We start from the raw sequence: 13581 nt of genomic DNA, 5'->3' as shown, positions 1-13581 counted from the left end.
CTCGTCTTGTTTGCGTTGCCAGGCCGCTTTCAGCCGTAGCGGCTGATCGCGAGATCCTTCGCATCGATTTCCGGCCGTCCCCCGCTGACGAGATCGCCGATGAGGCGCGCCGAACCGGTGCTCATGGTCCAGCCGAGCGTGCCGTGACCGGTATTGAGATAAAGGCCGGCAATCTTGGTCGCGCCGATGACCGGCGTGCCATCGGGCGTCATCGGACGCAGGCCGGACCAGAAGGAGGCCTTGGAAATATCGCCGCCGGGGAAGAGATCGGTGACCGAATGTTCCAGCGTGCTGCGGCGGGCCAGGCCGAGATCATTTGTATAGCCTGATATTTCAGCCATGCCGCCGACACGGATGCGGTCGCCGAGCCGGGTGATCGCGATCTTGTAGGTCTCGTCCATGACGGTCGATTCCGGCGCGCGTGATGCATCGGTGATCGGGATGGTGAGCGAATAGCCCTTAACGGGATAGACCGGCAGCCGAATGCCGAGCGGCTTGAGCAGCAGCGGCGAATAACTGCCGAGCGCGACCACCACCGCCTCCGCGTTCATCCGCTCACGATCGGTGATGATCCCACGCACGCGGCCGGCCTCGACATCAAGCGCCTTGATCGTCGTCCCGTAAGCGAAATAGACGCCGAGTGCCTCGGCTTTGGCCGCCAGCGCATTGGTGAACTTGAAGCAATCGCCGGTTTCGTCCTTCGGCGTCAACAGGCCGCCGACAATCTTGTCGCGCACGTGCCTGAGCGCCGGTTCGAAGCGGATGCAGCCGTCCCGGTCCAGCACCTCATAGGGAATGCCGTCAGCAGCCAGCGCCTTGACATCCTTTGCCGAGGCATCGAGTTGCTGCTCAGTGCGGAACAGCTGCAGGGTTCCCTGCATGCGTTCGTCATAGGCAATGCCGGTCTCGGCGCGAAGATCGGCCAGTGCGATGCGGCTGTAATCGGCAAGGCGCAGCATGCGGCTCTTGTTAATCGCGTAGCGCTCGGACGTGCAGTTCGACAGCATCCTGACCATCCAGGAGAGCATGGCCATGTCGAGTTTCGGGCGCAGGATGAGCGGCGCGTGCTTCATGAACAGCCATTTCATGGCCTTCATGGGAATGCCGGGCGCGGCCCATGGCGAGCAATAGCCGAAGGAGACTTCGCCGGCATTGGCAAAGCTCGTCTCCAGCGCCGGCCCCGGCTGCCGATCGACGACCGTGACCTCATGGCCTGATTTGGCCAGCTGATAAGCGGATGTGACGCCGACGATGCCGGCTCCTAGAACGATGACCTTCATGATGTTCCCAATGATGGAGCCGCCGGCTCTTAGCGATATTGCCTGTCGTAACGATCGCCCAGGCCGGTTAGGATTTCGTAAGAAATGGTGCCGGCGTCGCGCGCGATGTCTTCAAGCGTCTGATGGCGGCCAAGAACTTCGACGAGGCTACCGAAGGTCAGCGCCCCTTCGGGCAGTGCTGATATGTCGAGGGTCGTGCTGTCCATCGACACGCGGCCGACAATCGGCAGTCGGATGCCCCTGAAATAGACGGCGCCACGGTCGCTGAGGCTCCGCGGCAGGCCATCGGCATAGCCTGCGGCAATGGTGGCGAGACGCGTTTCCCGTTGCGTGACATGCGCGCCGCCATAACCGACCTTCGCACCCGCCGGCACAGTGCGCGTCTGCACGACGGCGACATCAAGGCTGACGACCGGCTCCATCGGGTTCTTCTCGCCGGCATTCGGAGCGCCGCCATAAAGCGCGATGCCGGGGCGGGCAAGAACGCCGTAATAAGTGTCGCCCAGGAAAACGCCGCCGGAGTTGGCAAAGGAAATATCGAAGCCGGGAAACTCGTCGGCGACGCGGGACATCTCGGTAAACTGCTCGCCGTTCTGCTCGCTGTCCACGTCATCGGCCGAAGCCAGATGGCTCATGATGAACAGGATTTCGACATTGCTGCCGTCGCGAAGGGCTGCCGCCAACTCTTCTCGTTCTTCCTTTGGAAAACCGAGTCGCGACATCCCGGTGTCGAATTGCAGGACGGCCGGCAGGCAGCGCTTCAGAATGCACGCAGCCGCTGACCACTGCCGCCACTGCGCCAGCGAGTTGAGAACCGGGACGATGGCCATCTCGGCGCAGGCGATCTCGTCGCCCGGCTGCAAGCCGTTCAGCACGAAAATCTGGGCATCGCGCGCAAGGGTCGGCCGGAGCCTCACGGCCTCGACAAACTGGGCGACGAAGAAATGCCTGCAACCTTCACTGTAAAGCGTTCTTCCGACCCGTTCGGCGCCGAGACCATAGGCATCGGCCTTGACGATGGCCCCAGCGCGGACCGGTGCCAGCATCGATACGAGCTTGCGATAGTTACGGCCGAGGGCGGCAAGATCGATCGTCAGATAGCCCGTGGCTCCCTGCGAGGTCGTCGCGGTGCATGTGCGGGAAGCCAAAATATCGCTATCCATGTCCACCTCTTTTTGATTTCAAGGAATTTATGAAATAATGAGCGAAATTGCCGATCATTCAGCAGTCGATTATTGTGCGATTTGCCTATTTCCCGCATAATCGACGAACATTTGGAACGATCTCTCATGCCCGCTCTCGACGCGATCGATCGCAATATCCTGAGACTGCTGCGCCTCGATGCTCGCATGAGCAATGCCAAGCTCGCCGCAGAGATCGGTCTCTCTCCATCGGCCTGTCTCAGGCGCATCAAGATCATGGAAAAATCAGGCGTGATCCGCGGCTATACGGTGCTGGTAGACACCGGCAATGCGGATGAGATGATCGCCGTGATCATCAACATCACTCTCGAACGGCAAACGGAGGACTATCTCGACCGGCTCGAGGCGGCGGTTCGCCGGCATCCCGAGATCCGGGAATGTTTTCTGATGACGGGCGGTTCGGACTACCTGCTGCGCGTGGAGGTCGCCAATGCCGGCGAGTTCGAGCGGATCCACAAGGAGATACTGTCGACCTTGCCCGGCGTCCTCAGGATTCATTCCAGCTTCTCGATCCGCAATGTTCTGGCGACACGCACGAGGGGCAGGCGCTGAACCGCGATCACAAGGCGACCAAACCGCCTGCCAATAAGAACCGATCTTCTGATCCGCTCCGCCGACGGACCGGCCCGGTGCGGCGCTCTAAAAAGTCAGTTGCACCTTGCAGGCGGCCGTACGGTCCCCCGCGAGAGCGAAGGCTGCGGTGGCTTCTTCGAGCGGCAGGCTGTGGCTGATGATCGGCCGCACGTCGATCTTGCGGCTGGAGATCAGCGCGACGGCAGTACCGAACTCCTCGTGGAAGCGCTGCGTTCCGTGGAGTTGAAGCTCCTTGCCGACGATCGCGTTGAGAGGGATCGGCACGTCTCCTGTGACGCCGACCTGCACGATGGTTCCGCGCGGCCTGATGGCGGCAATCGCGCCACGGATGGCCGGGGCGGCGGCCGAGCATTCGAAGACGAGATCGAAATAGCCCTTTCCCGCCTCGAATTCCCCAAGCGCGGGGGCATCCTTGGAAACATTGATCGTGCGGGTGGCGCCCATCGCTTTTGCCCGGTCCAGCGCCGCATCAGCGAGATCGGTCACCACGATCTCGCTGGCGCCATGATAGGAGGCGGCGGCAACCATTAGGGCGCCGATCGGGCCGGCGCCGGTGACCAGCACCCGTTTGCCTGTGATATCTCCAGCGCGCGATGCCGCGTGCAGGCAGACGGATAGCGGCTCGCTGCAAGCCGCTTCCGCAGCAGTTGTCGCAACTCCGACCGCAAAGCACTGTTTGGCCGGCACCACCAGCCATTCCCGGAACATGCCCTGCTCATGCGGCAGGCGCATCGCACTGCCCATGAAGCGCATTTCCAGGCAGTGGATCGGCATGTTTTTCTCACAATATTCGCAATGTCCGCAGGGTTGGCTCGGATTGACCGCCACCAGCGTCCCGGCCTTCAGGTCGACCCGCTCGCCCGTCTGGCTCACGGTTCCCGATGCCTCGTGGCCGGGTATGATTGGCTCGCGAACCCTGACCGGCCCGAAGCCGCCATCCTGATAATAATGCAGGTCGGAGCCGCAAATTCCTGCCGCGGCCATTTTGAGAAGCACCTCGCCGGGACCAGGGGCCGCAACCGTTTCGGTCTCGATCCTGAGATCGCCCTTTTTGTAAAGCCGTGCCAGACGTGTCCGCATCGGTCCATCCTATCTCAACAGTCCAAGCTGCTGCGGCAGCCAGAGCGATACCGCGGGCACGAAGGTGATCAGGATCAGCGCCAGGAAGAGCGGCACCAGCCAGGGCAAGATCGCCATCGTGGTGCGTTCGACGGAGAGTTTCGCGACCCTCGACAACACGAAAAGCACCATGCCGAGCGGCGGGTGCAACAGGCCGATCATCAGGTTCAGCGTCATGATGAGGCCGAACTGGACGGGATCGATCCCGAATTTCAGGACGATCGGCAGAAGGATCGGCACGAGGATGGTGATGGCCGCGATCGTATCCAGGAAGCAGCCGACGAAGAGCATCAAGAGGTTCACGAGGATCAGGAAAACCCATTTGTTGTCGGTGATCGACAGGATCGCATTGGACAGCAGCTGTGCCGCCTGGCTCACCGTGAGCAACCATGCGAAGACCGAAGCCGCAGTGACGATGAAGAGAACGGATGCCGTCGTCTCGATCGTATCGAAGCTTGCCTTGGCGAGCGTCGAGGGCGTCATCGTACGGTAACGCACCAGACCGAGGAACAGGGACCAGAGGACGGCAGCGACGGCGGCCTCCGTCGGCGTGAACCAGCCCATCGTCATGCCGCCGATCAGGATGACGGGCGTCATCAGCGCCATGACCGCGGAAAAGCGGAAATACCAGTCGAGGGCAAGAAGCAGGACAAGGGCAATGCCCGCCGCAACATTCATCGATACGCCCGCCTGCATCAGCAGATAGATGGCAAGCGGCACCGCCAGGACGACGACGATTTCCATTCCCGCCGACAGGAGTTCTCTAACATTAAACGGCGCGTCCGAGCCCCAGCGCTTCTTATAAGCAAAGGCGGCGACGGTGATCATCATTAGCAGCGTCATGACGATGCCGGGCAAGATGCCCGCCATGAAGAGAGCGCCGATCGAGACGTTCGCCATCATGCCGTAGATCACGAAAGGCAGCGACGGCGGGAAGATCGGGCCGAGCGTGGCAGACGCCGCCGTTACGCCGACCGCCGCCTCAACCGGATAGCCGTGGTCCTTCATCGCCTTGATCTCGATCGTGCCGATACCGGCTGCATCGGCGAGCGCAGTGCCTGACATGCCGGAGAAGATGACCGAACCGATGATGTTGACTTGCGCGAGACCACCCTTCATCCAGCCTACGAGAGCCACCGCAAAGGAATAGATGCGGCCGGTGACACCGGCCGAGTTCATCAGATTGCCAGCGAGGATAAAGAACGGCACAGCGAGCAGCGGGAAGCTTTCGACGCCGGCAATCATCCGCTGGGCAACGATGATGTCGGGCGCGACGCCATAAAGGACGATGTAAAGCACCGATGCCACCGCCATCGAAATGGCGACGGGAACTCCGATCAGCATCAGCACCAGGAACGAACCAAGAAGCAGCAGCATCGGTTCAACCCTCGATCGTCTGGAATTCTTCGGGGCGCTCCAGGACGGAGTAGCCACGGCGCATGTTGGCGATGAAGACGATGACCGCACGGATCAGCATCAACACGAAAGCGACGAGAACGCTGTAGAAAACGATGTTGCGCGGCAGGTCGACGGTGACCATCTGCTCGTCCGCGACGATGTCGACGTAACGCCACATCAGGTGGCAGCCATAGGCGAAGAAGCCGATGCGGACGATATCGACGAAAGTGGCGAGCACGCGCGCCAGACCTGCCGGCATATAGTGATAGAATACATCCACCTGGATATGCCGCGACGTGCGTACGCACATGACGGAACCGAGAAAGACGACACCGATCAGGCAGTTGATCGCGATCTCCTCGGTCCATGCGTAGCTGTCGTTCAGCACATAGCGCGTAAAGAACTGCAGGAAGACGCAGCCGGCCATCAGCCAGAAGACCAGCAGCGTGATCCAGTCCTCGATGGCGTAATCCGAGACGTTTGCGGTCGGCGCCTGCCCTTCGAACTCGTGACCGATTTCTTCGGCCGTGATTTGCGTATGAATTTCTTGCGACATGATCGGCCTGTTCCGGTTGGGGAAGAAGGAGCGCGCGTGGCCGCGCCCTTCAGTTGTCGACAAACATCGTCCTTTGCTCGGCGTGACCTCGGCTCGGTGAGCGCCATTCCTGCCCTCATCCGGCTGCCGCAACCTTCTCCCCGCCAGCGGGGAGAAGGGACATGCCGCGCCGGTCTTCAAGCCTCAGCGCTGACATTTGGCACGTCCCCTCTCCCCGTCTAAACGGCGAGAGGGTTAGGGTGAGGGCATCACGAAAAGGTGGCTTACGGGCTTTACTGGATCGCGCGAATTGCTTCCCAATCGGCCTTCTCGTAACCGAAATCCTCGAATTTGACCTTTTCCATCACGGTCTTTTCGAAATCGGCTTTGTCGACTTCAGTGACATTCAGGCCCTTTTCCTTGAAGGTCGCAATCAGGCTGTTTTCCTTGCCGGCGATCGTCTTGCTCGTGCGCTCGGCGGCCTCCTGCATGACCTCGCCGAATATCTTCTTGTCCTCGTCGGAAAGGCTCGCCCACCGCGTCTTCGAGATCACGGTATTGAGGTGGTCGACGATGTGGCCGGTGAGGATGATGTTCTTCTGGACTTCGTAGAACTTCTTCGCCTCGATTGTCGTCAGCGGGTTTTCCTGCGCCTCGACCGTACCGTTCTGCAAAGCGAGATAGACTTCGGCAAAGGCGATCGGCGTTGTGTTGGCACCGCAGGCGCGCGGCATGGCGAGATAGGCCGGAACGTCAGGCACCCGGATCTTCAGGCCCTGCATATCGGCGCATTTGGCAATCGGCTTGTTCGATGTCGTATGGCGCGTGCCGTAATAGCTGACGGCAGCGATGTGGTTGCCGGTCTTGTCTTCATAGCCTTTGGCAAGACGCTTGAAGACATCGCTCTTTGTGTAGGCGATCAGGTGATCGGGACCGCGGAAGATATAAGGGAAGTAAGTTACGCCGATCGGCTTGTAGTCGCGTGCCGCAAAGCTCGATCCCGAGATGATGATGTCGACCGTCCCGAGCTTGAGGCCTTGGTTGATGTCGGCTTCCTTGCCGAGCTGCGAGGCCGGATAGACCTCGATCTTGTAGCGCCCGTCGGTGCGCTTGTTGATCTCTTCTGCGGCCCAGACGGAATCCGTGTGGAAGGGCTCTGACGTTTCATAGACATGCGCCCATTTCAGCACTGTCTGGGCATGGGCGATCGCGCTGCTCGCCATGATCGCGGCTGCAGTGCAAAGTATCGTTGCGAGTCTGCTTTTCATTGCTCTCTCCTCCCGAGCTTGGGTTAAGTCTTGGCAGTTCCTTTCGGCGGCCGCTTGTTGCGTCCGCGCTCCTCTTCCTCCGAGAACTCCTCCCCGAAGCTCTCGGAAAACCTCTTCTGCGACATGGTGAGATGGGCGCGCATGGCCGCCTTGGCGCCAGCGGCATCGCCGGCTGCGATCGCGTCGCGAATGGCGCGATGCTCGTCCAATGCCCTGCGCCAGGTCGTCGGCCCCTCGAAGTGGCTGGCAAGCCTTGCGAAATAGGGGGTCATGCGCATGTCGAACATCTCGCCCGTCACCCGGATCAATGTCGCATTTCCGACGATGGCAGCAATTCCGGTGTGGAAAGCGCGATCGGCATCGAGCACCGCGATTGCATCGTTGACCACGCCACTCATACGCGTCAGAGCTTCATCGAGCAGAGCGATGTCATCCGGTTTGGCGCGGCCTGCAGCTTCTTCGGCGATGGCGCATTCGATGAGGGCGCGCGCCTGCAGCAGCTCGAAAGGTCCCTCTACAGGCTCACGTTCGGCGCCTGCGACGATTGCGGCATTCTGGCGTATCACATAGATCCCGGATCCCATGCGGATGTTGACAAGACCTTCGACCTCCAGGACGATCAATGCCTCGCGGACGGTGGGACGTGAAACCGAGAGTTGCTCGGCCAGGTCGCGCTCGGCCGGCAGCCGTTGACCGACAGCAAGTTCGCCGCTCGCGATCATCAACCGGATCTGATCTGCGACCTGCCGGTAAAGGCGGCGTGATTCAACAGGCGAAAACATGATAGCCTCCCCGGCGGACTTCTCCTCAAATCCCGCAGCTGGTCAACTGGCCTGACCAATTGATCTACCGGTATCATTCACCGAGGGGTGCGTCAATGCGCCGCGCAAAAAGGCTCCTTGGGACGAGTCATGGCCACGTCCGGTGCGCTCGGCGGAGAAACCATGCCGCTGAAGGCGGCAGAGACGAAGCGGCGGCTAACTCTTCCCCGCGGACGAATACGGTTTGATGCAGGAGCCCGACCTCGAAAGACCGGCGCCACGGGGATTGATGCCTAACCCGCTCGGGGAGATTTAGCCTGACCATTGTCAAGGCGGCGCGATATCCACTCCCTGACAAGGCCATTTGCCTTTGCCGCCAACTTTGTGGGAAATCGATTAAAACCATGCGGCGCCTCCGGGAAAACGACGCAGCCGGCGTTACCGTTTTGCTGTTGCCACTGGTGGCTCATTGACAGGCTGTCATCAATGATCGGATCAAGTGCCCCAGCGATGAACAATGCGGGTGGAAGCTTGGACAGATCGGCGAACCGGGGGCCGCGAGCCTCACGTCCGGAAAGGCTCGGCGTCAAACGCTGAAGGTTTCGAAGCGCCGATGGCCCGTCGATGACAAGGCTTCTTCCCGTTGACCGTCGCAGACTTTCCGAGCCCGTCAGATCAAAGCCGCCGCACATGGAAATGAAGCCAGCAACGGCTTCCGCCTTGCCGCGTTGGCGCAGATGAAGCAGCGCTTCGGCCGCAAGATGCGCGCCGGACGACTCTCCACCGAGGATGATGCGCTCGACCTGAAGCTCGGCGAGATGCTCGACGAGCCAATCGACTGCCGTCCTGCAGTCATGCACAGTGTCGTCGAGCCGATCATCGACGGCGTTATGAAAATCGACGGCGGCCACCAGAGTCTGGCAGCGCCCTGCGATCGGGCGGGTAATGCCGTCGTCGAGACGGGCATTACCCATCACCCAGGCACCACCATGGAAATGGACATAGAGGCCATGAGGGGCCCCCTTCGGCACGATCAGCCTTAAGCCGATCTTCCTGCCGTTGGCGGCAGCGAAGCGGCTGACCGCTTCGCCGTGGCGGATCGCTCCATCCGGCACCAGCGACTGCACCGCCTTGGTCATCGCTTGAACGCATTTAGCGTTCCAGCGCCGATCAACGTGATAACGGGGAAGAATTCCGAGGACGGCATTAAACATTCGGGCGCGGCTAAGTTCTTGCGTGGTGAAGGACAGTGTCCCCTCACCTGCTTCGTCCCCGATCGTCGCTCCTCTCACTTCGAGGTCAGCCCTTCTATTCTCGTCAGGTGCATTCTCAGATCGGGCAGAATCTTCTGCGAGGCCCGCTTCAATGCCCCATCCGGGCCATTTTTCGAATAATCTGAAAAGAGCCCCACGGCCTCCTGATGCGCAGTCACCTGCGTCGAAAGATAGGCTTGGTCCAGGTTTTCCCGGTCGCTTTGCTGCAGCGCTTCGAGCTTCTTCTTGTGCTCATCGTCGAGGGCAGCTGGCAGTTGGACTCCATCTTCGTTGGCGGCGTCCGCCAGAATAGGGCCGGCTCGCCCATGATCTTTCAACATATCGCCGGCGAACTGCTTTGCATCTTCGGCCGCGCCCCTGGCGACTTCAATCTCGGCGGTTTTGAGTTCGAACATGTTTGACATCGCGGCGCGGGTGGCGAAATCCACTGCCTTTTGACGGGCAGCGTCATCGGCAGCCAAGGCGGGCGTTGCGATCAGCAAAAAAAAGCAAAGATTGAATTTGAGCTTCATCGTTATTCTCCAAGTGCCCAGGGCGAAGGCGGGCGAAGGACCAATCGCCCGCCCACTTTCCGGCTCAACTCTGCTCGGCTTGTGCGCCGCTATCAGGCTTTGCGGGCCCAAGAACGGGCTTCTGCCCCATGGGCTGCGGCACCATTGTCTTGAAGCTTCCCTTGCCGTCGATCGACTTGCCGTTGGACCATCGTCCCGGTACCGGCTCGCTGCCATCCTGCTGAAATCCAAGATAGGCGTAGCTGAACTCCTGCAGCTCTTTCTCCTGAGGGAAGCTGTTGGGGATCGGGAAGACCTTCGATGGCCCGCCCAGCTCCTCGAGTGCCGCCATCCATTGGTTTTGGTGCATGGTATCGCGGGCGATGAGGTAGGAGAGCATCTCCTTCATCCCGCGATCATTGGTGAGGTTGAACAGTCGCGTCGCCAACACACGACCGGTGGATTCCGCAGCGACATTCGCGGTCATATCGGCTGCGATATTGCCGCTGGCATAGATGTGCGACATGTCGAACGGGACGCCGTCCGAATCGACGGGCATGGCCGAAAGACCGGCCGAAAGAAGGCTTTTCATGTTCAGTCCACCGAGAACCGCGCTTGCCACGGGGTCTGCCGCAACTTCTTCCTTGACCGAGACAGGCGCGCCTTCGAGGTTCAGCGCCACCGCGGTCGCCAGCATCTCGATATGCCCGAGTTCTTCCGCCGCCGTGTTCATCAACAGGTCCCGAAACTTCGGGTTGCCGCGGGCGCCGCACGCTTGAAAGAAATATTGCATGGCAACCCTGATCTCGCCCTCGACCCCGCCGATCGCCTGTTGCAGCGCGCGGGCGAAATGGGGATCGGGCGTCTCGACCCGCACCGGGAACTGCAGCTTTCCATCAGTGTAAAACATTCAACTCTCCTTCTTGAGGGGCGCTCGCCACATTCGACGAGTGGACCTGACATTCAGAAGCTGCCCCAACAACAAATCTGAGAGGCAGTTCCCGCCGTTCGGAAATATCCGGGAATTGGATACCGTGTTTCGGGCCGAGGTGCGGAACCAGGGCGGTTGATCGTGGTTAGGCGTCAACCAACAAGGAGGACTAAAATGCCAGGAACCGAGATTAGGGAAGTCTTCATCGCCGGTTTGAAGAATGCCCACGCCATGGAAAACCAGGCGCTCAGCATCATGAAACCGCAGCTCAAACGCATAGAGAATTACCCGGAGGTTGCCCAACGGCTCGACGCGCATATCCGGGAAACCGACGGGCAGATCGTCCGTCTGGAGGAGATCCTTGACAGTCTGAACGAGGACAAGTCGACGCTGAAAGATATGGCGCTATCCTTCACAGGGTCCATGGCAGCCCTCGGCCATACGGTTGCAGGCGACGAAATCCTGAAGAATTCGTTCGCCAATTTCGCCTTCGAAAATTACGAAGCGGCAGCTTACAAGTCGCTGCTGGTGGTTGCCGAGTCAGGTGGATATGGCGCCGCCATGACTGGGCTTCGGGCAAATCTGAACGAGGAGTTGGCAATGGCTGAATGGCTCAATGACAATCTGGTCGCTGTCACGGAAAAGTTTCTCTCGCTGCGACAGGTGGGCGAGACGGCGAAGGTCTAGGTTCGGCATGACCAATCAACTTCCCCTGTCCGAGACCGACCTTGCCCCGACGAGGAAATCGGCGCGAAAACATCGTGGCCTCGCTAGCCAGCTTCTCTCAAGCCGCAAGCTCGTCAACTGCCTGACCAACACAGGTAACATCGCTTGGTTGTAGGTCAATCCGCCGCACAAACTGAAAAAGGAGAGTTTACTCGCGGGCCGAGAACGACCTCGATCCCCGCCTTTCTGCCCTCATGGCTCGTCGCGACCATGGAACAGATACCGCTGCCCAGGAGTGGCTTACCGGCTTCCTGAAACCGACAAGGCCAAAATCGCGCGGGAGAGAGACTGACTCGAGAATGCTCTCTAGAACCGGAAGTTCCGGATCCGCCAACCGCAATAGGATGAGATTTTCGCTTTTGAAAGGTTGCATCGCTCTGCCCGCCTTGTTTGGCAAGAGCACGCGGTCTCCCAGCCGCGAGCGCCATGAAGTCTGCTGGGCGATGACGAACCCCGAAGGATGGCCAATTGCTATACATTTGACCTACGGCGCCTCTTCAGCACGCGGGTCGCCGACGGGGTTTGGTACGCAATCGGACGCGTCGAGAAATTCCTTTAGCAGGTGCTAAAGTTTCACCTAAGGTAATCCGGCTGGGGGGCACTGGTATGGATCAATATTCCTTCCCGAGCGACGAAGCTGAAATCTATCGCCACATTGTCGAGAGCGCGCTGGACTACGCAATCTTTGCCATGGATCTCGATGGCACTGTGGCGACCTGGAGTGCTGGTGCGGAACAACTCTTCGGCTATTCGGCATCCGAGATGATCGGGCAAAATGGGATCATCGTCTTTTCGTTCGAGGATCAGCTCGCCGGAGCACCGCTCAAAGAGAGGCGGCTTGCGCTAGCTAACGGTCGCGCCGACGACAATCGGTGGCACGTCAGAAAAGACGGCAGCATGTTCTGGGCGTCAGGGTTGATGATGCCGCTTCGCAACGAAGTGGGCGGGATTTACGGCTTGATCAAAATCGTCCGGGACCGGACCCTGACGCTTCAGCAGGACGAAGCGTTGCGCGCCAGCGAGGAACGCCTCCAGCTTATTCTCAAAAGTGCAATCGATTATGCGATCTTCGCCTTTGATCAAGATGGGCGGATCATCAGCTGGAACACCGGGGCTTGCCGTATTTTTGGCTATCAGGAAGATGAGATTCTCGGTCACGATGCACGCATTCTCTTCGTACCGGAAGACCGTACCGAGGGCGACGGGGCGCTTGATCGCGAGATGGAGACGGCGCGTGAGCGCGGTCGTGCTGAAAACGAACGATTTCACTTGCGTAAGGACGGATCGACCTTCTGGGGCAGCGGATTGACCATGCCGCTGCGCGCCCATCATCAAAAAGCCGGCTATCTCAAGGTACTGCGAGATGACACCGAGCGTCACTTTGCAGATGAGCACCAGCAAATCATGATGCGCGAGATGAGTCACCGCGTCAAAAACAGCCTCGCACTTGTCGCTGCGATGCTCGCGATGCAGGCCCGCTCGGCCGAACATCAGGAAGTGGCAGCGGCCTTGCGCGATGCTGAAGCGCGTGTCGGCACCATTGCCCAGGTTCACGACCAATTGTGGCGCCAACCGAACATCGAAACGGTGGAACTGGCGGATTTTCTGTCGAGCCTGTGTCAGCGCCTGCAGCAGGCGGCGTCAAAGCACACGGTTTCGGTCGACGCGGATGCGTGCGTTATCGATGCAGACCGGGCAATCCAGCTTGCCCTTCTCGTCAACGAACTGGTGACGAATGCCTTTAAGCACGCTTATGCCGATATTTCAGGCACCGTCACCGTCCGTGCGCGCGCCACCACCGACGAAATCCGCCTTGAAATCGCCGATGATGGAAAAGGATTCCCGGAGGGATTTTCCGTCTGCGAAAATGGTGGCAAGAGCTTGGGCATGAAACTCGTGCGCGTTCTGGCGCAGCAGCTGAGGGCCGAGCTTCACATCGAGAATCGGCGGCCCGGCGCGAGTTTTGTGATCCGTGTACCCCGAAATCCGTGACAGGGTTCCC

At 59.9% G+C, this 13581-nt stretch carries 13 protein-coding genes; 3 read left to right on the top strand and 10 right to left on the bottom strand.

What is annotated here, in order from left to right:
• Window positions 1-29: 29 nt before the first annotated feature.
• Complete coding sequence (locus ACIPSK_RS08495) at window positions 30-1280, bottom strand: D-amino acid dehydrogenase (RefSeq protein WP_446532876.1); 1251 nt, start codon at window positions 1278-1280, stop codon at window positions 30-32.
• A gap of 29 nt (window positions 1281-1309) precedes the next feature.
• On the bottom strand, window positions 1310-2443 hold the full coding sequence (gene alr / locus ACIPSK_RS08490; protein WP_446532875.1) for an alanine racemase: 1134 nt from the start codon (window positions 2441-2443) through the stop codon (window positions 1310-1312).
• A gap of 126 nt (window positions 2444-2569) precedes the next feature.
• Here alr and ACIPSK_RS08485 point away from each other — a divergent pair, with 126 nt between their 5' ends.
• Window positions 2570-3034: an Lrp/AsnC family transcriptional regulator gene (locus ACIPSK_RS08485; protein WP_003550368.1), complete on the top strand. Its 465-nt coding sequence runs from the start codon at window positions 2570-2572 to the stop codon at window positions 3032-3034.
• An 87-nt stretch (window positions 3035-3121) separates the two neighbouring features.
• Here the strand turns inward: ACIPSK_RS08485 and ACIPSK_RS08480 are convergent, their stop codons facing one another.
• From ACIPSK_RS08480 to ACIPSK_RS08445, 8 genes are all read right to left on the bottom strand, one after another.
• A complete protein-coding gene (locus ACIPSK_RS08480; RefSeq protein ID WP_222351002.1) occupies window positions 3122-4156 on the bottom strand; it encodes an L-idonate 5-dehydrogenase in 1035 nt (344 codons plus the stop codon).
• Window positions 4157-4165: 9 nt separating this feature from the next.
• Window positions 4166-5572 (bottom strand): TRAP transporter large permease, encoded by a 1407-nt coding sequence (locus ACIPSK_RS08475; protein ID WP_162118923.1) that lies wholly within the window; start codon window positions 5570-5572, stop codon window positions 4166-4168.
• A gap of 4 nt (window positions 5573-5576) precedes the next feature.
• On the bottom strand, window positions 5577-6149 hold the full coding sequence (locus ACIPSK_RS08470) for a TRAP transporter small permease (protein ID WP_017967794.1): 573 nt from the start codon (window positions 6147-6149) through the stop codon (window positions 5577-5579).
• A gap of 272 nt (window positions 6150-6421) precedes the next feature.
• Window positions 6422-7396, bottom strand: coding sequence for a sialic acid TRAP transporter substrate-binding protein SiaP (locus ACIPSK_RS08465; RefSeq protein WP_017967793.1), 975 nt, complete (start codon window positions 7394-7396; stop codon window positions 6422-6424).
• 23 nt (window positions 7397-7419) lie between these two features.
• Window positions 7420-8178: a FadR/GntR family transcriptional regulator gene (locus ACIPSK_RS08460; protein WP_162118921.1), complete on the bottom strand. Its 759-nt coding sequence runs from the start codon at window positions 8176-8178 to the stop codon at window positions 7420-7422.
• Between the two features lie 272 nt (window positions 8179-8450).
• A complete protein-coding gene (locus tag ACIPSK_RS08455) occupies window positions 8451-9296 on the bottom strand; it encodes an alpha/beta hydrolase (RefSeq protein WP_246726802.1) in 846 nt (281 codons plus the stop codon).
• Window positions 9297-9445: 149 nt separating this feature from the next.
• Window positions 9446-9943, bottom strand: coding sequence for a DUF4142 domain-containing protein (locus ACIPSK_RS08450; protein ID WP_170281510.1), 498 nt, complete (start codon window positions 9941-9943; stop codon window positions 9446-9448).
• Between the two features lie 64 nt (window positions 9944-10007).
• A complete protein-coding gene (locus tag ACIPSK_RS08445) occupies window positions 10008-10832 on the bottom strand; it encodes a manganese catalase family protein (RefSeq protein ID WP_017967789.1) in 825 nt (274 codons plus the stop codon).
• A 195-nt stretch (window positions 10833-11027) separates the two neighbouring features.
• On the opposite strand from ACIPSK_RS08445, the gene ACIPSK_RS08440 reads away from it, so the two are divergent.
• Complete coding sequence (locus ACIPSK_RS08440; protein WP_162118918.1) at window positions 11028-11540, top strand: ferritin-like domain-containing protein; 513 nt, start codon at window positions 11028-11030, stop codon at window positions 11538-11540.
• Between the two features lie 645 nt (window positions 11541-12185).
• Window positions 12186-13571: a sensor histidine kinase gene (locus ACIPSK_RS08435; RefSeq protein ID WP_446532874.1), complete on the top strand. Its 1386-nt coding sequence runs from the start codon at window positions 12186-12188 to the stop codon at window positions 13569-13571.
• The last annotated feature ends 10 nt before the right edge of the window (window positions 13572-13581 follow it).

The organism is Rhizobium sp. LARHSG275 (assembly GCF_052871115.1).
Note: the sequence above shows the minus strand (reverse complement) of the source record. Positions and strands in the feature narration are given on the sequence as shown.

Bases quoted from the DNA above. Each gene is read 5' to 3' on its own strand.
- ACIPSK_RS08495 (WP_446532876.1), bottom strand. From the start codon at position 1,280: ATGAAGGTCATCGTTCTAGGAGCCGGCATCGTCGGCGTCACATCCGCT.
- ACIPSK_RS08465 (WP_017967793.1), bottom strand. From the start codon at position 7,396: ATGAAAAGCAGACTCGCAACGATACTTTGCACTGCAGCCGCGATCATG.
- ACIPSK_RS08435 (WP_446532874.1), top strand. From the start codon at position 12,186: ATGGATCAATATTCCTTCCCGAGCGACGAAGCTGAAATCTATCGCCAC.
- ACIPSK_RS08480 (WP_222351002.1), bottom strand. From the start codon at position 4,156: ATGCGGACACGTCTGGCACGGCTTTACAAAAAGGGCGATCTCAGGATC.
- ACIPSK_RS08440 (WP_162118918.1), top strand. From the start codon at position 11,028: ATGCCAGGAACCGAGATTAGGGAAGTCTTCATCGCCGGTTTGAAGAAT.
- alr (WP_446532875.1), bottom strand. From the start codon at position 2,443: ATGGATAGCGATATTTTGGCTTCCCGCACATGCACCGCGACGACCTCG.
- ACIPSK_RS08445 (WP_017967789.1), bottom strand. From the start codon at position 10,832: ATGTTTTACACTGATGGAAAGCTGCAGTTCCCGGTGCGGGTCGAGACG.
- ACIPSK_RS08450 (WP_170281510.1), bottom strand. From the start codon at position 9,943: ATGAAGCTCAAATTCAATCTTTGCTTTTTTTTGCTGATCGCAACGCCC.
- ACIPSK_RS08485 (WP_003550368.1), top strand. From the start codon at position 2,570: ATGCCCGCTCTCGACGCGATCGATCGCAATATCCTGAGACTGCTGCGC.
- ACIPSK_RS08470 (WP_017967794.1), bottom strand. From the start codon at position 6,149: ATGTCGCAAGAAATTCATACGCAAATCACGGCCGAAGAAATCGGTCAC.
- ACIPSK_RS08455 (WP_246726802.1), bottom strand. From the start codon at position 9,296: ATGACCAAGGCGGTGCAGTCGCTGGTGCCGGATGGAGCGATCCGCCAC.
- ACIPSK_RS08475 (WP_162118923.1), bottom strand. From the start codon at position 5,572: ATGCTGCTGCTTCTTGGTTCGTTCCTGGTGCTGATGCTGATCGGAGTT.
- ACIPSK_RS08460 (WP_162118921.1), bottom strand. From the start codon at position 8,178: ATGTTTTCGCCTGTTGAATCACGCCGCCTTTACCGGCAGGTCGCAGAT.